Raw genomic sequence first — 17926 nt, 5'->3', positions numbered from 1 at the left:
CTGGAAAACACCGGCCGAAGCCCTCAACCAACTACTGTCCAACCCACCAGCTGTTGCATCGACCGCTTGAAACCGCCTCCGAATACCCGGCCCCGGGCGGCGGGGGGGGCGCCGGAGACCAGCAATGCGTCGCGCGGTGCGCCGCGGATGCCCTTGCCGAGCCGGTCGGTCACGCGGCCGGCCAGCACGCCCGGCCAGGATCCCGCGGCGGCCACGATCACCTTGCCCAGCGCCGCCATCCCGTACCCGGTGGCGATCAGCGGACGTCTGGAGAAGCGGTCGCCCAGCGGCCCGGAGGCCAGCTTGGTCAGCGAGGCCGCACCTTCGGCGACACCCTCCACCGTTCCGACCACTGCGGCCGGGGCACCCAACACCGAGGTGAGGTAGATCGGCAGCAGCGGATAGAGCAACTCACTGGCGGCGTCCTGGAGGAACGACACCGCCGACAGCAGTCGGACGTTACGGGTGAGCCAGGTCCGCCGGGTGCGCACTGGCTCATGATGCCCGCTGAGGCTTACTCCGGATTCTCGTTGGCCAGCGCGGCGAATCCCTTGGCCTGTCCCCGCGCGAGCGCGGCGCGGACGATGCCGACGATCAGACCCTGGATGGCGGCGGCGACGAAGATCTCCTTCGCGGAGCTCTGCAGGTCCTCGGGATCCGGCGGCTCGGTGCCCGAGGGATTGGCGCGCTGCCAGATCTCGGAGAAGATCTTGCCGGCTATGAGACCGCCCCCGATGCTGCTCGCAAGGGCCAGGGGCTTGTAGAAGGTTTTCGCCACACTCACGGGCGTGGCGTTCCCGACCCGTCAATCTTCAAACATCGGACTAGAACACGTTCTAGTATTCGAGCACCGACCCGAGGAGGCGCTGTGCGGTTCACCTACGCCGAGGCGATGACCGACCCGACGTACTACATCCCGCTGGCCAAGGCCGCCGAGGCCGCGGGCTACGACGCGATGACGATCCCCGACAGCGTGGCGTACCCCTTCGAATCCGACTCGACATACCCCTACACGCCCGACGGCAGCCGCGAGTTCCTCGACGGCAAGGCGTTCATCGAGTCCTTCGTGCTGGCGAGCGCGCTGTGCGCGGTGACGACCACGTTGCGGTTCAACTTCTTCGTGCTCAAGCTGCCGATCCGCCCGCCCGCACTGGTCGCCAAGCAGGCCGGGTCGCTGGCGGCGATGTTCGACAACCGGCTCGGCCTCGGTGTCGGCACCAGCCCGTGGCCGGAGGACTACGAGCTGATGAACGTGCCGTTCGCCAAGCGGGGCAAGCGGATGGACGAATGCATCGAGATCATCCGCGGCCTCACCACCGGGGAGTACTTCGAGTTCCACGGCGAGTTTTACGACATCCCCAAGACGAAGATGACCCCCGCCCCGACGAAGCCGGTGCCAATCCTGGTCGGCGGCCACGCCGATGCCGCCCTGCGGCGCGCGGCGCGTTGCGACGGCTGGATGCACGGCGGCGGCGATCCAGGGGAACTCGACGGGTTCATCGCCAAACTGAACAAGTTCCGTGCGGAGCAGGGCGCCACGGGCCCGTTCGAGATCCACGTGATCTCGGTCGACGCGTTCAGCCTCGACGGCATCAAACGGCTGGAGGACAAGGGCGTCACCGACGTCATCGTCGGCTTCCGCATCCCCTACATCACCGGCCCGGACACCGAACCGCTCGAGGACAAGATCCGCAACCTCGAATGGTTCGCGGAGAACGTGATGGGCAAGCTCTAGACCGAACGGCCCAGGTCATCCCCGCAGTGTCGTGTGCGGACTCTGCCCGTACGTGTGCCGGTAGAGCACCGCGAACCGGCCGGTGTGCGCGAAACCCCACCGCGCCGCGATGGTGGTGACGGTGTCATGGCCGGGGTCGCCGGCCCGCAGATCCTGATGTGCTCGGTGCAGGCGTAAGCGCCGCAGGTGTTGCAGCGGCGTCGTCTCCAGGTGGCGCCGGAACATGTACTGCACCGCGCGCGGCGAGACGTGGATGGCGGCGGCGATGTCGGCGAGGGCGATGTCGTTGCCGAGGTTCTCCTCGATGAAGTCGGTCGCCCGCCGCAGCAGCACCGGTTTCGCGTCGTGGTCGTAGACGGTCGACTCGATGCCCGCCGTGGTCGGGAACGCCGCGACGGTGACCGCGGCGAGCAGTCGCGCGGCGTGACCGAGCACCAGCGGGGTGGCCAGTGAGTCGTCGGCGAGCACACCGTCTCTGACGTAGCGCACGGTCCGCTGCCACAGCCTTGTCGCCGGATCGTCGACGGGCTGAAACCGGAGAACCTGATCGGCCGGGCCTGCGCATGCGGCACGCCGGTTGCGACGCCGGCGACGAGCGCCGGGTCGAGCAGCACCGTCGTCACCGCGATGTCCTCGGCCTCCGCGTCGTGGGGCAGGTCGGGTTGGGCGAGCAGCGCGACCTCGCCGGCACGGGCACGGCCGCCGACACCGGCGCACCGGCTCGCGATCCGGCCCCGGTTCGCCCACACCGCCGTCACCTTGTGCATCGGGTCCGGAGACGAGGTGAAACTGCCCACCACTTCGACGTCGTCGATCACGAAGGCGCCGGCGTCGTGGCGGGTGTGGGTCAGCACTGGGCCGGCGACCGGATCGGCGAGCCGCGACAAGCGCAGGCGGGAGCCGTAGGCGTCGTCCAGGAACGCCGCCGCTTTGTCAGGATCCTTGATCTCCCTGCGGGTCCGCGACGGCATCACCAGGGAGTCGAACTGTGGGGCTATGGGATTCACCTCTGCGCATGACGCAGTGCGGGGCTGGTGCTGAACCCCCTGGTTGGTGCTCACCTTAGCCAATTCGGCGCCGACCGCCCGGCGGATGGCCCGACGACCCCGCGGACGTCCCGGATACCGCCTCGGGTGGGTGTGGTGGGATGACCTCCATGCCCGTCCTGGACAGATTCCGTCTCGACGACAAGGTCGTCATCGTCACCGGCGCCTCCTCGGGTCTCGGTGTGTCGTTCGCCAAGGCGTGCGCCGAAGCCGGCGCCGACGTCGTGCTGGCCGCCCGCCGCGTCGAGAAGCTCGAAGGCACCGCCGAGCTGGTGCGCTCGGCCGGCCGCCGCGCGCTGTCCGTGGCCACCGACGTCGCCGACCCGGCGCAGTGCCAGGCGATGGTCGACGCGGCGATGGCCGAGTTCGGACACGTCGACGTGCTGGTCAACAACGCCGGTGTCGGCACCGCCGTACCGGCCACCCGCGAGACGCCGGAGGAGTTCCGGGCCGTCGTGGACGTCAACCTCAACGGGTCGTACTGGGCGGCGCAGGCCTGCGGGCGGGTGATGGGTCCGGGCAGTTCGATCGTCAACATCTCGAGCATCCTCGGCATCACCACCGCCGGTCTGCCGCAGGCGGCGTACAGCGCCAGCAAGGCGGCGATCGCCGGCTTGACGCGAGACCTGGCCCAGCAGTGGGGAACCCGCAAGGGCATCCGCGTCAACGCCATCGCACCGGGGTTCTTCGAATCCGAGATGACCGATCAATACAAACCCGGATACCTCGAGAGCGTCGTCGAACGCGCGGCCCTCGGCCGCACCGGCGATCCCGAGGAGCTGGCCGCCACGCTGGTGTGGCTGGCGTCGGACGCCGGCGGCTACGTGACCGGACAGACCATCGTCGTCGACGGTGGCGTCACGATCACCTAGCAGACGAGGTACTGCTGGCCCGGCAAGAAGTCGCCGACCAGCACCGCCCGCGCCCCGTGGTCGAGGGCGACGGCCGCGAACGGATCCCCCGCGTGCATGGCGAGCAGCAGTGACTCCGCGCCGAACCAGCGCCGCGCCACCACGTCCCGCTGCGCGGCAGGCATGCTTTCGTTGAGCGCCCAGTTCGAGACGAACAGATCGGCGTCGACGTCCAGGTCGCCGACCAGTCCGATCGGGACGAGGTTGACGCGTCCCGGTTCCGGCCGGACCGGCGCGCCGTGGTGCAGCACGACGTGGTCCTCCCCGAGGACGGCGGACAGATACAGCCACTGCACCGCGCTGAAGACCGGGGTGTCGATGATCACGCAGGTGGGCCCACCGCCGTGCAGGCGCACGACCAGCCGCATCAGGCTGCCGAACCCGCCGCCCCACTCGACGACCGTCGAGGCGTCGCGCACCCGCCACCCGGTGGCGTCCTGATAGCGCAGCAGGTGGTACAGCTGGTGCACCGTATTGGGTGAGGTGCGGATGTCGGTGCCGGGCACCGGGACCGTCGGCGGTGCGCCCACCGCGTCCTCGGCCAGCAGCGCGTCGTCACCGAGGTGCTCACGCACGTACGGCAACTCATGCGGCAGGATGCGCTCGCCCATCAGCATCTGGAAGCGGATGGCCGGGTGGGACAGGAAGTCCGGCGGCGGCACCGGCAGCAGGTCGCGCGCCAGCTGCTCGTTGCGTTCGGCCCAGTCCGCTCGCACGTATCGGGGCTCCACGCAGTTCCGGACGGCGGCGAGGCGGCCGGCGAACCGCGCGGCGAGACTGCTGTGCACCCCCCACCCGGCGGCCGGGTCGATCTGATCGGCGCGCATACCTGCGCATACCCGCCCCGCGCACGGTGAACCGGCTTCCCGCGCCCGGGGCGGCCTTACCCGCCGGACAGGAAAGTCTTACCCGCGGGCACCCGAATCTGGCTTCCGCGCGATTACGCCGTCGCGGCCGGCTCACCAGGATGAATGTCGTCCCTCCCACACGACGAAACGACATCGAGGAACCTCATGGTTGCGACAGCATCGACCAACTCCCCCCGCCGGGGCCACGACGAGACCGTGCGGATGCGCAACGCCGATCTGCTCAGGCCGCTGCCGACCGACGTCACCCTCGACGACCCCGAGACCACGCGACTGCGCGCCGAGCACCGGCATGCGGTGAGCACGGCGGTCGGCAAGACCGTGCGGCTGCCCAGCATCGTCATCGGCAACGTCACCAACACCGTGCGGCAGCGGTACGCCGATCTGGACGCCGTCGACCCCGCCCCGCCCGGCATGTGGCAGATCGCGCGGATCCTGGTGATCCTGCTGCTGGCGTCGATGCCGATCCTGGGTATCTCGGTCGACGTGTTCGGCCTGGTCCCGCAGGCCACCACCTCGGTGGCGATCATCGCGCTGACCGCCGTCGTCGGCGCGGTCATCGTGTTCGCACCGCACCGCACCGACATGATCGTCGGGCGCGGCCTGATCGCCGGCATGGTGGCCTGCATCGTCTACGACGCCGCCCGGTTGTTCGCCGTCCACGTCCTCGGCTTGATGGAGGACTTCATCCCCGTGATGGGCTCCTGGGTCACCGGTGAGCCGGACACCACCGGCAGCGCCGCGGTCGGCTACGTGTGGCGCTACATCGGTGACGGCGGCGGGCTGGGGGTCGCGTTCTTCGTCGTCGCGTTCGCCTTGGGCATCGACCGCTGGTCGAACGTCAAGGCCGTGGCCGCGGCGGTCGCCTTCGCCGTCTTCCCCACCTGGGCCGGGCTGATCGCGACCGTCGCGCTGGCCCCGCGCGGTCAGGAGATGATGTTCCCGCTGACACCGGCGACGGTCACGATCACCCTGGTCGGCCACGTCATCTTCGGGTTCATCCTGGGCCTGGCGTTCCTGAAGGCGCCGCGGGGCCGGGCGGGCGGCGAGTGGCCGTGGCCGCCGCTGCTGGAGACCCTGACCCGCCGCCGGAGCGCGGCGTAAGAGTCGAGCGGGCCGCGGGCCGTCGGGACTTCCCGGCGGCCCGCGGCGCGTTTGTCGACCGCGAACCCCCGGCTCTGGGTGAGAATTGCCTGCGACAGGAGGTCCGCATGCCTTGCCACCTCGAAGTGTGGAGACCGTCGGGGCGGGAGTTGATCACGCTCGACGGTCAGCGGGTGACGCTCGGTAAGGCCGCCACCAACGCCGTCTCCCTCGAGCACGACCAGACGGTCTCCCGGCTGCACGCCGTGTTCGAGAACCTCGGCTTCGCCTGGTCGATCAGGGATCTCGGCAGCCGCAACGGCACGTATCTCAACGGCGAACGGATCACCGCCGAACGGGTGCTGCGGTCCGGGGACGAGGTACGCGTCGGCAGGTCCCGCTTGATCTTCTGGCAGGCACAGGACAGCGGTGACGGACCCCGTGACGAGCAGACGGTGTCCGCGCAGCCGTCCGACCTCCCGCCGCGTCTGACCCGGCGCGAATTCGACGTCCTCGTGGCGTTGTGCCGGCCGCTGGTCTCCGACGACCTCTTCCCCGAACCCGCCTCCGTGCGCCGCCTGGCCGGCGAACTGTTCGTCACCGAGGCCGCCGTCAAACAGCATCTGCAGAACCTGTACGACAAGTTCGCCGTCCCTGCGGAGGGCGACCGCCGGGTCCGGCTGGCCAACGAGGCGCTGCGACGCGGCGCGGTGACCATCGCCCAGCTGCGCGACGCTACGTGAAGTCGAGGGCCTCGACCGTGGCGACGGGGCCTTCGTGCGTCGGCCGGTCCGCCCCGCCGATGCAGTACAGCGTCGAGCCGACGGCGGCCACCGCCTCCCCGTGCAGCGGGGTGCTGATCGGCGCGAGCGTGCTCCAGGTGCCGCCGGCGATGTCGTACATCTCGACCGTGGCCAGCACCCGGGTCGGTTCTTCGCCGCCGACCGCGACGATCCGGCCGTCGATGAACGCGGCGCCGTAACTCCCGCGCGCAGTCGGCATGTCCGGCAGGGATTCCCACGCGCCGGTCTGCGGATTGAACCGCTCGAAGGCCGCCGAGTTCTCGTCGGCGCTCAGCAGTCGTCCGCCGAGGGTGTAGACGTAGACACCGTCCGACACCGCCGCCAGGTGTTCACGCGGCGTGGGCAGGTCGGCGGCCTCGGTCCACGACTCACCGTCGAACACCTCGGTCTGCGCGACGAGCTGCTTGTCGTTCTGCCCGCCGACGACCACCAGCTTGTCCCCGACGACCGCCGCGGCACCCGCGACCCGGCCGTGCTTCATCGGGGGAAGCTCCGCCCATGCGCCGTCGCGCAGCGCGTACACCTTGTTCGACGCGTCGGCGATGCTTTCGCTGGCGCCGCCGATCACCACGACCTCGCCGCGATACGTCGCCGCGGTGGCGTGATGCAGGGGTACCGGCAGCGGGGGCTCGGTCTGCCAGGTGCGCGTTCGCGTGTCGTAGCTCTCGACGGTCTGGAGGGTCTCACCGTGGCTCATGCCGCCGGCGATCCAGATCTTGTCGTCGAGCACGGTCCACGCCGTCATCAGCCGCGCCGTCGGCGCATCCGGCAAGGTCCGCCACGCAGCGGCCGGTTGCGGCCGGCGGGCACCCAGTTTGAGGGATTCGGCCGATGCGGTGACCGCGCCGTCGGCCGCACCGGTCGACCCGCCGATCGCGTAGACGGTTCGGCCCACGCTGGCGACCGCCATGCCGTGGCGCGCGGTCTCCATGTCGGGCAACTCCGTCCACGTCCGCGTGACGAAGTCGAGCGCGACGACGCTCGCCAGGACCTGTCCCGCAGATTCACCACCCACCGCGACCAGCCGCCCGTCGGCGTTCGTCGCACCGAAGTCACTGCGCGGCTGAGGGATTGGGGGCAGCGCGGTCCACGTGTTCGCGGCCGGATCGTAGGCCTCGGCCGTCGCCAGATCCGCTGTCCCGGTCGAGCCGCCGACCACGTACACCAGCCTGCCGTCCGACGCCGCCGCCGACATCTGCCGCGGTGTGGGCATGGCGGCGCCGAGTTTCCAGCCGGTGCCGTCGTAGATCTCGGTGGTGGCGAGCAGTCTGCCGGCTTCGTCGACGCCGCCGGTGACGATGATGCGGTCGCCCACCACGGCGGCGGACGCGGCCGCGCGGGGTTGCAGCAGTGGGGGTAGCTCGGTCCATCGACTGTTGACGACCCGCCACACCCGGTCGGTGGCCACCCGCTGGTCGGCGCCATCGGCGCGCCAGCCACCGAGGACGACCGGGGTGCCCTGCCAGGTCACCGCCATCGCGTGCTGCACGGGAACGGGGAGGTCCTCACCGCCCTTCCAGCTGTCGATCGCCGGGTCGTAGCCCTCGTGCCGCCCGCTGACGCGGTCGCCTTCGCCGACGCCGCCGAACACCCAGATCGTGCCGTCGGCCTCCGTCGCCGCGACTCCCTCGCGGGCCACTCGCGCATCCGCCAGCGACCGCCACCCGGGCTGGGCCTCCGGGGTCGGTTGCGTCTGGCCGGCCGGCGCCGCCACGTCGCTTCCGGCGTCGTCGCCGGGTGAGACGACCATGTAGATGCCGCTGGCCACGAGGAGCAGCACCGCGACGGCCGCCGCGGCGGCGATGAGTGTGCGGTTGCGGTTCGGCTTCTCGGGAGGGCCGGCCGCCGGGGTCTCGGCCGCCGGTGGCGGTGCGGCCGCCGGGACCGCCCACGGCAGGCTCGACGCGCTGATCGACGCGGTGTGGGCGAACATGCCCGGTGAGGGCGGTGGCATCGCGCCGGTCGCACCCAGTGAGTCCTCCCCGGTGGGTTCGGGCGGGCGCGTGGCGTCGAGCCCCTCGGCGCCGGCCGTCTGCTCCGGCGTGGCGTCCGGGTCGCTGAGTGCCATCGAATCCGCGGCCAGACCGTTGTTGCGTTGTGCCAGTTGCAGTTCGCGGCCGAACTCCTCCGCCGAGGCGAACCGGTCGGCCGGTTCGCGCGACATCGCCTTCTCGATCACCGAGCAGACGTCGACCGGAATGCCCTCCGGGCGCAGGTCGGGCACGGGTGTCGAGGTGATCCGCAGGTAGTGGGCGATCAGGTCTTCGTCGGCCTTGCGTTCGTGCGGAGGGTTGCCTGCGATCAGGGCATAGATCGTCGCGCCGAGGGAGTACACGTCGGCCGCGACGGTCGGCGGGGTCCCGCTGAGCACCTCGGGCGCGGTGTAGGAGAGGGTGCCGGTGAAGAAGCCGGTGACGGTCTTGTACCCGCCGACGATCCGTGCGGTTCCGAAGTCGCTCAGTTGCGGTTCGCCGTAGTCGTTGACGAGCACGTTGGCCGGTTTGATGTCCCGGTGCAAGGTCCCCGTCCGGTGCGCGGTTTCCAAAGCGCCGCAGAGTTTCACGCCGATGCGCAGCGCCTCGGGCCACGCGATCCGGCCTTCCCTGCGCACCCGCTGCGCCAGGGAACCCCTTGCGTGATAGGGCATCACGATGAAGGGCCGGTTGCCCTCGGTGACACCGACCTGCAGGATGTTCACGATGTTGGGGTGGCCGGACAGCCCGCCCATCGCGTAGCCCTCGCGCAGGAAACGCTCCCGGTCGTCGTCGTCGAGGTCGGAGGCGAGCACCTTGATGGCCACGCTCCGCCCGAGCGACTTCTGATGGCAGCGGTAGACCACGCCGCCGCCACCGCGTCCGACCTCGACGGCGTCGGTGAATCCGGCGGCCGCCAACTCGGTCGTTATCCCGCCCGCCATAGTGCCAACCGTCCTCCGGTGAAACGCGGATCCTTCGCCTCACGGTACCGAGCAAAGACCACCCAGACGTGGGAATCAGCGGTTGCGGTCGGCTTTCCCACCGGCGCCCCACATGTGGCACTCGGTGCACTTGTGGCCGGGCGGTCTCGACCGTCCCCCGCCGTAGCCTGGGTCCCGTGCATCCGGCCTCGACAGTCACCGTCGACGAAGTCCGCGTTGCCGATCCCCCGGCCGCGTGGCGGCGGGCCGGGTTCAGCGTCGACACCGATGACGTCTGCAGGGTCGGCGCTGTCCGCATCAGACTGGTCGACCGCGCCGGCGGCTCCGGCATCGTCGGGTGGTCGCTGCGGGGGCTCCCGGTGGACGCTCCCGTCGACGGGATCCCGACGACGAGGTCAGACGCCACCGCCGCCGAGCCCGCGACGCATCCGAATGGCGTCACCGCGATCGACCACGTCGTGCTGATGTCGCCCTATTTGCGGCGGACAGCCGAATCGCTTGCCGCGCTCGGGGTGGCGCCCCGCCGTGAGCGCGACGCCGAACTGGGCGGCCGGCCGATCCGTCAGGTCTTCTTCCGGTTGGGTGAGGTGATTCTCGAGGTGGTCGGCTCACCGGACACGGCCGGCGATGGCCCGTCCACCCTGTGGGGTATCACCTACGTCGTCGCCGACATCGACGCGACGGCGTCGTTCTTCGGTGCACGCACGGCGCCGGTGAAGCCTGCGGTGCAGCCGGGGCGACGGATCACCACGCTGCGGCACCGCGATCTCGGGATGTCGGTCCCGACGGCCATGATCTCCGCACCTATCCTCAGGTCATGAGCGAGCCTGTCGACCGCGGCGCAGTCTTCGACGGGATCCGGATCGGCAGACCGGCCACCGGCGCGCTCGTCGATGCCGGGTACCGCACCCGCGCCGACCTCCCGGCGGATCTCGACGAGCTGCTGACGCTGCATGGCGTGGGACCCAGGGCGGTTCAGCTGCTCCGGCAGGCGGAGGACGGCTGAGCCCGTGGACACCGAACCCGTGATCATCCACACCGACGGCGGCTGCCGCCCCAACCCCGGCCCCGGGGGCTGGGGCGCGGTGCTGCGCCACCGCGACCGCGTCCGCGAGATGTTCGGCGGGGAAGCCGGTGCGACGAGCAACAACCGGATGGAGCTCACCGCCCCGATCATGGCGTTGGAAGCGCTCACCAGACCCGTGGTGGTGCACCTCCACACCGACAGCACCTACGTCCGCAACGGCATCACGAAATGGGTGCTCGGGTGGGAGCGCAACGGCTGGCTGACGGCCGCCAGACAGCCGGTGAAGAACGCCGACCTGTGGCGGCGGCTGCGTACTGCCTGCGCAGCGCACCAGGTCGAATGGTTCTGGGTGAAGGGGCATTCCGGCGTCCCCGACAACGAGCTGGCCGACCAGCTGGCCACCCGCGGTCTGCGGCAGGCGCTCGAGGCCGCGACGGTTCTCGGCTGACCTCGGCGGTTCAACGCACCAGCGGCGGGTAGCCCAGGGACATGGATCAGGCGAGAGCACCGCTCCTGGACGCGTTGGCCGACTATCACCGCAGCGAGCGGTACGGCTTCACCCCGCCCGGGCACCGCCAGGGCCGGGGCGCCGACGAACGCGCGCTCGCCGTGCTCGGCAAAGACCCCTTCCGCGACGACGTCCTGGCCTCCGGTGGTCTCGACGACCGGATGTCGCGGGGCGGTTTCCTGTCCGACGCCGAAGACCTGATGGCCGAGGCGGTCGGGGCCGACTCGGCGTTCTTCTCGACCTGCGGGAGCTCACTGTCGGTCAAGGCCGCGATGATGGCGGTCGCCGGCGGGCACGACGGCGGTCTGCTGCTCAGCCGCGACAGCCACAAGTCGGTCGTGGCGGGGCTGATCCTCTCCGGTGTGCAGCCGCGGTGGATCACCCCGCAGTGGGACACCGAACGACACATCTCGCATCCGCCGTCACCGCAACAGGTCGCCGACGCGTGGGAGCGGTACCCCGACGCCTCGGGGGCGCTGGTCGTCAGCCCGAGTCCCTACGGCACCTGCGCCGACCTCGCCGGAATCGCCGAGGTGTGTCACGACCGCGGCAAACCGCTGATCGTCGACGAGGCCTGGGGTGCACACCTGCCGTTCCACGAGGATCTCCCCACCTGGGCGATGGATGCCGGCGCCGACGTGTGCGTGGTCAGCGTCCACAAGATGGGCGCCGGTTTCGAGCAGGGTTCGGTGTTCCATCTGCAGGGCGACCTGGTCGACGCCGATCGGCTGTCCAAATGCGCCGATCTGCTCATGACCACGAGCCCGAATGTCATGGTCTACGCGGCGCTCGACGCGTGGCGACGGCAGATGGTCGAGCGGGGCCACGACTTGCTCGGCGCCGCACTGGAACTCGCCGCCGGCGTTCGGGCGCGGATCGAGGAGATCGCCGGCGTCGAGGTGCTCGACGACGAACTCCTGGGCGAGCAGGCGTCCCACGACCTGGACCGGCTTCAAGTGCTGATGGATGTCGCGACGACCGGCACCTCGGGTTATCAGGGCTCCGATTGGATCCGCGAACACTGCATGCTGGATCTCGGGATGTCCGATCATCGGCGCATGCTGGCGACGATGTCGTTCGCCGACGATCCGCACACCGCCGACCGGCTTCTGGCCGCGTTGTCGTCCTGGCGCGAGGCGGCACGCGACTTCGAGGCGCCACCGCGCATCGACCTGCCCTCCCCGCAGGAGATCCAACTGCAGACGGTGATCGTGCCGCGCGATGCGTTCTTCGGTGCCACCGAGATGGTGCCGGCCGAGAAGGCGGCGGGAAGGGTTGCGGCCGAACAGATCACGCCGTACCCGCCGGGTATCCCGGCCGTGGTACCGGGCGAGGAGCTCAACGACGCGGTCGTCGACTATCTGCGTACGGGCGCGGCCGCGGGGATGACGCTGCCCGACGCGTCGGATGCGAAGGCGCAGCACTTCCGCGTCGTCGCCTGATCAAGCCGGCAGCAGCGCGCCCGAGCGGCCGTCCGGACGAACGATGCGACGGCTCTGCCGATCTCGCCCGCGCTGTCCTCCTGCAGGAAATGGGTTCCCCGGACGACGGTGATCTCGATCTGTTCGGGCCAGCTGCGGACGATGTCGTAGATGCGTTGTCCGCCCTGGATCAGTCCTGGGTGGGCGCGAATGAACAGTTCGGGAACCTTGCTATCGGCCGGCCGCACGCCGAATTCCTCGATCACCCCGACCACCTCGGCGGGTTCTGCGGAGATAGGGACGTCGCGCGGCATGACAGCAGCGTGGGCCGCCATTCCGCGCACCCTGAAGTGGCGCCTCAGCCGGATCGTCGCCCAACTCCAGGTGGCGTCCTGAGGCGCATACGCGGGTGACGGCGGTCAGGCCGCCCGACCTTCCGGAGGTGCGGGGCCGCCGGGCTCACCGGCGTTGTCGGCGGGCCGGGTGGGTGAGTCCTGCTCCGCGCGGCCGGTTTCGTGGAAGTCGGTTTGTGATGTGGCGGCTTCCTCCGAGCGAACGTTCTCGTGGACCTCGTCGGCCACCGGGGCAGCGGTCTTCACGCGGCCGGTCGTGTCGCTGTCGGCCACCGGGGCAGCGGTCTTCACGTGGGCGGTCTCGTCGCCGTCGTCGACCGGCTCAGCGTGGAGTTCGGTGTCGCCAATGTCGTCAGCGTCAGCCGGCTCTGTGGAAACAACGGTTTCGGCGCCGATATCCGGGTCATCGGGCGGGCGCAGAAGGCGTTCGGGCCGGTGGTAGTAGTTCAGCCGGGCCTGGCCGGTGTCCAATCGTGGTGGCGGGATCCATTCGACCTCGTGCTGGTCGTTCATGCGGGTGGACCAGCCGCCGTCGTTGTCGACGCTGCGGTTGTCCGGCCCGCACGCAAGCCCGAGTTCATCGACGTTGGTGTTGCCGCCGTCGGTCCAGTCGGCGACCACGTGATGCACTTGGGAGCCGTAGGCGCCGATGGTGCAGCACGGTTTGGTGCATCCCCCATCGCGGGCGATCAGCATGATGCGCTGCGCCGGGGAGGCGGTGCGTTTGGCGCGGAACAGATCGAGGGCCGATCCGGTCGCTTTGTCGAACACCGCCAGGTAGTGGTTGGCGTGGCCGGCCATCCGGATCACCTCCTTGATCGGGATCACGGTGCCGCCGCCGGTGGTGCCGACCCCGGCGCGCGATTCCAGGTCTTGCAGCGTGGTGCGGATGATGATCGAGACCGGCAGCCCGTTCAAGTGACCGAGTTCGCCGCTCATCAACGCGATGCGCCCGATCGCGATCATCGCGTCGTGTTGGCGCTGGGCCAGGGTGCGGTGGTCATTGTCGATCTGGGCTTGGGTGGGGGTGCCTGAGGTGCAGGGTTCGGGATCGTCGGGATTACACATCCCGGGTGCGGCGTATTTGGCGAAGAGCACCTCCCACACCGCCCACGCTTCCGGAGTCAGATGGCCGGACAGGTCGACCATTCCGTCGTCACGTTGTTTGGACCTCGACACGCCACGCTTGCGGGCGCGTTCGGTGTCATCGGGCTCGGGACCGTCCTGGTCGAGCAGGAACAGCGTGAGGTCGGCGGTGTCTTTGAGTTCTTTGGGGCCCACCCCGACCGCGGTGCGGACCAGGGTGACCTCGAACTGCTCCCGGGTGGCCGTATCCACCCATGCGGGCAGTTTGTCGACCGCTTTGCGGATGACGTCCACGTGTTCGCCGGTGATGCATCCGAGCGCTTGGGCGGCCGCGGTCGCCGGCAGCAGGGGTGGCAGCGACGGGCCGGTCAACGCCTGGCGCGGCGCCAACAAGGCGGCCTCGGTGAGGCGGCGGTGAGCCTCGCTCCCCGAGATTCGCCACCGCACCGTGAGGACCTCTTTCCACGATGTGGCGCCCAGCTGCTGCGGTGTGGCCTCGGCCTGCAGCCGGGCCAACAAACGGTGACTCATCGTGGGCAGCTGGCACCCCAGGGTCTCGAGATCGTCCAGCGCCGCAACGAGTTCGGGCCGATCCAGCAGCGCGACATCACAGGAAGCCACCTCGTCGAAGGCGGCGCGCAGCGCGCTCACCGCGCTCTGGAGGTCGTTGCCGGACATACTTCGAACATACATTCGACCACCGACAAATCCGCGCGGCGGCACGGTGATCCGCGCCGTCATTCGCGTTCGACAGCACCTACTCCCACACCACCTCGTCGGGCGACTTGTCCGGGCGCAGCCCCCGCCATGACGGCTGCCGCAGCCGACCGTCGCCGGTGCGTTCGCTGTAGCGCACCTCGCCGACGAGTTCCGGCCGGACGAAGGTGACGCCTTTGGCATCCTGGGTGGGAAGCCTTGTCGCGAAAGGCGATTCCTTCGTGTGCAGGGGCGCCAGCGTCTTCTTGAGCTTGCCGAGCTCCTTCTCGGTGAACCCGGTGCCGACGCGCCCGACGAACCGCAGCCCGTCCGGGCCGGGGATCCCGAGCACCAATGCGCCGATACCGCTGCTCCGGCCGCCGTTGCCTTCACGCCAGCCGCCGATCACCACCTCCTGGGTGTTCCACAGCTTGTCCTTGATCCACGCCGACGAACGCCGCCCCGGCTGATAGGTGGAGTCCCACTTCTTCGCGACCACACCTTCCCACTTGCGCATCCGCGCATGCTCGAGCGCGTCCCGGCCGTCGCCGTCGAGCAGGGGCTGCACGATCAGGCCACCGCCGCCGGCGAGCGTCTCCAACAGCTTTCGGCGGTCCCGGTACTTCGCCTTCAGCAGCCATCGTCCGTCGAGGCGCAGGATGTCGAACGCCCAGAACTCGACGCGGGTGGAGCGGGCCCGGTTCTGCATCTCGCCGAAACTGGGCACGCCGTTGTCGTCGAGCGCGACCACCTCCCCGTCGAGCACGACGTGGTGATCGGCGAGATCGGCTGCGAGCGCGCGTAATTGGGGGTACTCGCCGGTGACGTCGCGTCCGCTGCGGGATTTGAGGCACAGCTTGCCGTGGTCGGCGTCGACGAGTAGCCGGTAGCCGTCCCACTTGCCTTCGAACGCCCACTGTCTGGCGGTGTACCTATCGACCGAGCCATGGGTGGCGAGCATCGGCGCGAAGTCGTCGAAGGTCGGATTGGCCTGGTCCTTCATCCGGTGCGCGAGCCAGTTCTTGCCCTCGGTCTGGATGAGCGCGTACCGACCGTCGATCTTCTCGCCGTGCAGGGTGATGATCACCTCGCCGCCCTTGGCCGGTCCGTCGGGGGCATGGTCGTTGAACTTCTCGGTGTCGTAGGTGCCGGTGTCCCAGACGATCATGTCGCCACCGCCGTACTCGCCCTTCGGGATGGTGCCGTGGAAGGTGAGGTACTCGAGCGGATGGTCCTCGGTGTGCACGGCGAGGCGGTTCTCCGACGGACTCTCGGGCAGGTTCTTCGGTACCGCCCAGCTGACCAGCACACCGTCGCGTTCCAGGCGCAGGTCGTAGTGCAACCGCCTGGCGTGGTGCTCCTGGATGACGAAGCGGTCGTTGTTGCCGACGGTCGGCGGTTGTGGCGGTACCGGCTCGGGGGTCTTCGACGGGTCGCGCATACTGCGGTACTTGGTCAGCCGGTCCTCGACGGGCACCTTCTCGTCGAGGTCGGCGAGCAGATCGCCGAACCGCTCGATGCGCTCGAGCACCTCGTCGAAACGCAGGTGGCGCAGGTCGGGGTCCTCGATCTCCTCCCACGTCCGTGGCGCCGCGACCGTCGGCTCCTCGCGGCCGCGCATCGAGTACGGCGCGATCGTGGTCTTGTTGCCGTTGTTCTGGCTCCAGTCGAGGAACACCTTGCCGGTGCGCAGGCTCTTGGTCATCGTCGCGGTGACCTGCTTGGGCATGGTCTTCTCGAGCTGTTGGGCGATCCGCTTGGCCAGCACCGAGGCGCCCTGGCTGCTGATCGGCTCGTCGAGCGGGACGTAGAGGTGCAGGCCCTTGCTGCCACTGGTCAGCGGATAGGCGGTCAGCCCGATGCCGGTGATCAGGTCGCGGACCTCGTGGGCGACCTCGCACAGCTGGCGGAACGTGACGCCCTCGCCGGGGTCGAGGTCGAACACGATGCGGGTGGCGGGGCCGGGCGTGAGGTGGTCGCGTTCGCCGACGAACCGCCACTGCGGAACGTGCACCTCCAGTGACGCCTGCTGCGCGATCCACGCCAGGCCTTCGCGGGTGTCGATCAGAGGGTAGGTGGTGGTGCCGGACTTGTGGACGATCGTGCCGCGGGTGAGCCAGTCGGGTGCGGAGCTGGCCAGTTGCTTCTCGAAGAACTCGAGCTCGCCGACACCGTTGGGCCAGCGCTTGCGGGTCACCGCCCGGCCGGCGATGTGCGGCACCATCGCGTCGGCGACGTCCACGTAGTACTCGAAGACCTCCGCCTTGGTCGTCCCCGTGGCGGGGTACAGCACCTTGTCCGGGTTGGTCAGGCGCACCCGACCGAAGGAATCCACCACGCCACGGTATTACCCGTTCGGCGGGAACGACGCCCCACCCGCTAGGCCACCCGCTCCCCCGTCTCCGGATGGAACAGGTGCACGACGGCGTCGGGCTGCTTGCGCAGGTGCGCGGTGTCGGCCAGCCGCGGCGCCGCCTTCGTCAGCGACCGCGCCACCAGGCTCACACCCTCACCGGCGTGGGCGTACACGTAGGCCTCGCTGCCGAGGTCCTCGACCAGGTCGACGACGACCTCCATGCCACCGGAATCGGTCAACTCCAGCTGCTCGGGCCGCACGCCGACGGTGACCTCTTTCAAACCCGCCTCGTGCAGCGCGCTCAGCTGCGCACGTTCCAGCTCCAGTGACGAGTTCTCGCCCACCCGAACGCCTTCGGCGGTGATCGGCAGCGTCATCAGGTTCATCGCGGGTGATCCGATGAAACCGGCAACGAACGCGTTGGCCGGCTGATCGTAGAGTTCGCTCGGCGTCGCGAACTGCTGCAGCTTCCCGTTACGCAGCACCGCGACCCGGTCGCCCATCGTCATCGCCTCGACCTGGTCGTGGGTGACGTACACGGTGGTGGTGCCCAGCCGCCGCTGCAACGCCGCGATCTGCGTACGGGTCTGCACCCGCAGTTTCGCGTCGAGGTTACTCAGCGGCTCGTCCATGCAGAACACCTGAGGTTCCCGCACGATCGCCCGGCCCATCGCGACGCGCTGCCGCTGCCCACCGGAGAGTTTCGCCGGTTTGCGGTCCAGGAAGTCGGTCAGGTCGAGCAGCTTGGCGGCCTCTTCGACCTTGCGCCGCCGCTCGTCGGCCGACACCCCGCGCAGCTTGAGCGCGAAACCCATGTTCTCGGCGACCGTTTTGTTCGGGTACAGCGCGTAGTTCTGGAACACCATCGCGATGTCGCGGTCCTTGGACGGCACGCCGCGCATGTTGCGCCCGCCGATCTCGATGTCGCCCTCGTCGATGTCCTCGAGGCCGGCGAGCATCCGCAGCGCCGTGCTCTTCCCGGAGCCCGACGGCCCGACCAGCACCACGAACTCGCCGTCGGCGATGTCCAGGTTCAGCGAGTCGACCGCCAGTTTGTCCGAGCCCTCGTAGATGCACGAGGCGTTCTTGTAAGCGATTGTCGCCATTGACGTTTCCTA

At 69.6% G+C, this 17926-nt stretch carries 16 protein-coding genes and 2 pseudogenes; 9 read left to right on the top strand and 9 right to left on the bottom strand.

What is annotated here, in order from left to right; genetic code table 11:
• Window positions 1-47: 47 nt before the first annotated feature.
• Window positions 48-491 (bottom strand): annotated as a pseudogene (locus AU195_RS18725) (MFS transporter); the annotation flags it as partial.
• 23 nt (window positions 492-514) lie between these two features.
• A complete protein-coding gene (locus tag AU195_RS18720) occupies window positions 515-784 on the bottom strand; it encodes a DUF4235 domain-containing protein (protein ID WP_059160556.1) in 270 nt (89 codons plus the stop codon).
• A gap of 84 nt (window positions 785-868) precedes the next feature.
• Here AU195_RS18720 and AU195_RS18715 point away from each other — a divergent pair, with 84 nt between their 5' ends.
• A complete protein-coding gene (locus AU195_RS18715) occupies window positions 869-1735 on the top strand; it encodes an LLM class flavin-dependent oxidoreductase (protein ID WP_059160555.1) in 867 nt (288 codons plus the stop codon).
• Window positions 1736-1750: 15 nt separating this feature from the next.
• On the opposite strand, the gene AU195_RS26250 is transcribed toward AU195_RS18715, so the two are convergent.
• Window positions 1751-2224: a helix-turn-helix transcriptional regulator gene (locus AU195_RS26250; protein ID WP_286149338.1), complete on the bottom strand. Its 474-nt coding sequence runs from the start codon at window positions 2222-2224 to the stop codon at window positions 1751-1753.
• Between the two features lie 138 nt (window positions 2225-2362).
• Between AU195_RS26250 and AU195_RS26245 the strand changes: the two genes are divergently transcribed.
• Both AU195_RS26245 and AU195_RS18705 read left to right on the top strand, forming a co-directional pair.
• Complete coding sequence (locus tag AU195_RS26245; RefSeq protein ID WP_286149337.1) at window positions 2363-2641, top strand: hypothetical protein; 279 nt, start codon at window positions 2363-2365, stop codon at window positions 2639-2641.
• Window positions 2642-2891: 250 nt separating this feature from the next.
• Window positions 2892-3653 carry an SDR family NAD(P)-dependent oxidoreductase gene (locus AU195_RS18705; RefSeq protein WP_059160560.1) on the top strand — a complete coding sequence of 254 codons (762 nt, stop codon included), beginning with the start codon at window positions 2892-2894 and terminating at the stop codon, window positions 3651-3653.
• Here the strand turns inward: AU195_RS18705 and AU195_RS18700 are convergent.
• Entirely contained in the window at window positions 3650-4519 is an 870-nt protein-coding gene (locus AU195_RS18700) for a class I SAM-dependent methyltransferase (protein ID WP_059160554.1), read from the bottom strand. The two genes, AU195_RS18705 and AU195_RS18700, sit on opposite strands and share 4 nt — an antisense overlap.
• A gap of 186 nt (window positions 4520-4705) precedes the next feature.
• Between AU195_RS18700 and AU195_RS18695 the strand changes: the two genes are divergently transcribed.
• Both AU195_RS18695 and AU195_RS18690 read left to right on the top strand, forming a co-directional pair.
• Window positions 4706-5662, top strand: a complete 957-nt coding sequence (locus AU195_RS18695) for a hypothetical protein (RefSeq protein ID WP_059160553.1) — start codon at window positions 4706-4708, stop codon at window positions 5660-5662.
• A gap of 107 nt (window positions 5663-5769) precedes the next feature.
• Entirely contained in the window at window positions 5770-6384 is a 615-nt protein-coding gene (locus tag AU195_RS18690; RefSeq protein WP_059160552.1) for an FHA domain-containing protein, read from the top strand.
• On the opposite strand, the gene AU195_RS18685 is transcribed toward AU195_RS18690, so the two are convergent.
• Window positions 6377-9361: a serine/threonine-protein kinase gene (locus AU195_RS18685; RefSeq protein ID WP_059160551.1), complete on the bottom strand. Its 2985-nt coding sequence runs from the start codon at window positions 9359-9361 to the stop codon at window positions 6377-6379. The two genes, AU195_RS18690 and AU195_RS18685, sit on opposite strands and share 8 nt — an antisense overlap.
• A 176-nt stretch (window positions 9362-9537) precedes the next feature.
• Here AU195_RS18685 and AU195_RS18680 point away from each other — a divergent pair, with 176 nt between their 5' ends.
• From AU195_RS18680 to AU195_RS18665, 4 genes are read left to right on the top strand one after another with little or no spacing between them, the layout of a single operon-like run.
• Window positions 9538-10182 carry a hypothetical protein gene (locus tag AU195_RS18680; RefSeq protein ID WP_059160550.1) on the top strand — a complete coding sequence of 215 codons (645 nt, stop codon included), beginning with the start codon at window positions 9538-9540 and terminating at the stop codon, window positions 10180-10182.
• A complete protein-coding gene (locus tag AU195_RS18675) occupies window positions 10179-10367 on the top strand; it encodes a helix-hairpin-helix domain-containing protein (RefSeq protein WP_059160549.1) in 189 nt (62 codons plus the stop codon). Before AU195_RS18680 ends, AU195_RS18675 begins: the two co-directional genes overlap by 4 nt.
• A gap of 4 nt (window positions 10368-10371) precedes the next feature.
• The gene (rnhA, locus tag AU195_RS18670; RefSeq protein WP_059160548.1) at window positions 10372-10836 is read left to right on the top strand and encodes a ribonuclease HI; all 465 of its coding nucleotides are present in this window, start codon (window positions 10372-10374) and stop codon (window positions 10834-10836) included.
• 41 nt (window positions 10837-10877) lie between these two features.
• Window positions 10878-12338, top strand: coding sequence for an aminotransferase class I/II-fold pyridoxal phosphate-dependent enzyme (locus AU195_RS18665; RefSeq protein ID WP_059160547.1), 1461 nt, complete (start codon window positions 10878-10880; stop codon window positions 12336-12338).
• Here AU195_RS18665 and AU195_RS25305 read toward each other — a convergent pair.
• The 4 genes and pseudogenes from AU195_RS25305 to AU195_RS18645 all read right to left on the bottom strand — a co-directional run.
• Window positions 12254-12628: pseudogene (locus tag AU195_RS25305) on the bottom strand (hypothetical protein); the annotation flags it as partial. The gene AU195_RS18665 and the pseudogene AU195_RS25305 overlap by 85 nt on opposite strands.
• Before the next feature lie 108 nt (window positions 12629-12736).
• Entirely contained in the window at window positions 12737-14449 is a 1713-nt protein-coding gene (locus AU195_RS18655; protein ID WP_059160545.1) for an HNH endonuclease signature motif containing protein, read from the bottom strand.
• A 64-nt stretch (window positions 14450-14513) separates the two neighbouring features.
• Window positions 14514-16790 (bottom strand): ATP-dependent DNA ligase, encoded by a 2277-nt coding sequence (locus AU195_RS18650; RefSeq protein WP_059160544.1) that lies wholly within the window; start codon window positions 16788-16790, stop codon window positions 14514-14516.
• Window positions 16791-16831: 41 nt separating this feature from the next.
• Window positions 16832-17914: an ABC transporter ATP-binding protein gene (locus AU195_RS18645; protein WP_059160543.1), complete on the bottom strand. Its 1083-nt coding sequence runs from the start codon at window positions 17912-17914 to the stop codon at window positions 16832-16834.
• Window positions 17915-17926 lie beyond the last annotated feature (12 nt).

The sequence above is a fragment of the Mycobacterium sp. IS-1496 genome (genome assembly GCF_001499995.1).
Lineage (GTDB): Bacteria > Actinomycetota > Actinomycetes > Mycobacteriales > Mycobacteriaceae > Mycobacterium.
The sequence above is the reverse complement of the archived record's forward strand: the minus strand, read 5'-3'. Positions and strand labels throughout refer to the sequence as shown.

Bases quoted from the DNA above. Each gene is read 5' to 3' on its own strand.
- AU195_RS18645 (WP_059160543.1), bottom strand. From the start codon at position 17,914: ATGGCGACAATCGCTTACAAGAACGCCTCGTGCATCTACGAGGGCTCG.
- AU195_RS26245 (WP_286149337.1), top strand. From the start codon at position 2,363: ATGTCCTCGGCCTCCGCGTCGTGGGGCAGGTCGGGTTGGGCGAGCAGC.
- AU195_RS18685 (WP_059160551.1), bottom strand. From the start codon at position 9,361: ATGGCGGGCGGGATAACGACCGAGTTGGCGGCCGCCGGATTCACCGAC.
- AU195_RS18675 (WP_059160549.1), top strand. From the start codon at position 10,179: ATGAGCGAGCCTGTCGACCGCGGCGCAGTCTTCGACGGGATCCGGATC.
- AU195_RS18695 (WP_059160553.1), top strand. From the start codon at position 4,706: ATGGTTGCGACAGCATCGACCAACTCCCCCCGCCGGGGCCACGACGAG.
- AU195_RS18700 (WP_059160554.1), bottom strand. From the start codon at position 4,519: ATGCGCGCCGATCAGATCGACCCGGCCGCCGGGTGGGGGGTGCACAGC.
- AU195_RS18655 (WP_059160545.1), bottom strand. From the start codon at position 14,449: ATGTATGTTCGAAGTATGTCCGGCAACGACCTCCAGAGCGCGGTGAGC.
- AU195_RS18665 (WP_059160547.1), top strand. From the start codon at position 10,878: ATGGATCAGGCGAGAGCACCGCTCCTGGACGCGTTGGCCGACTATCAC.
- AU195_RS18705 (WP_059160560.1), top strand. From the start codon at position 2,892: ATGCCCGTCCTGGACAGATTCCGTCTCGACGACAAGGTCGTCATCGTC.
- AU195_RS18690 (WP_059160552.1), top strand. From the start codon at position 5,770: ATGCCTTGCCACCTCGAAGTGTGGAGACCGTCGGGGCGGGAGTTGATC.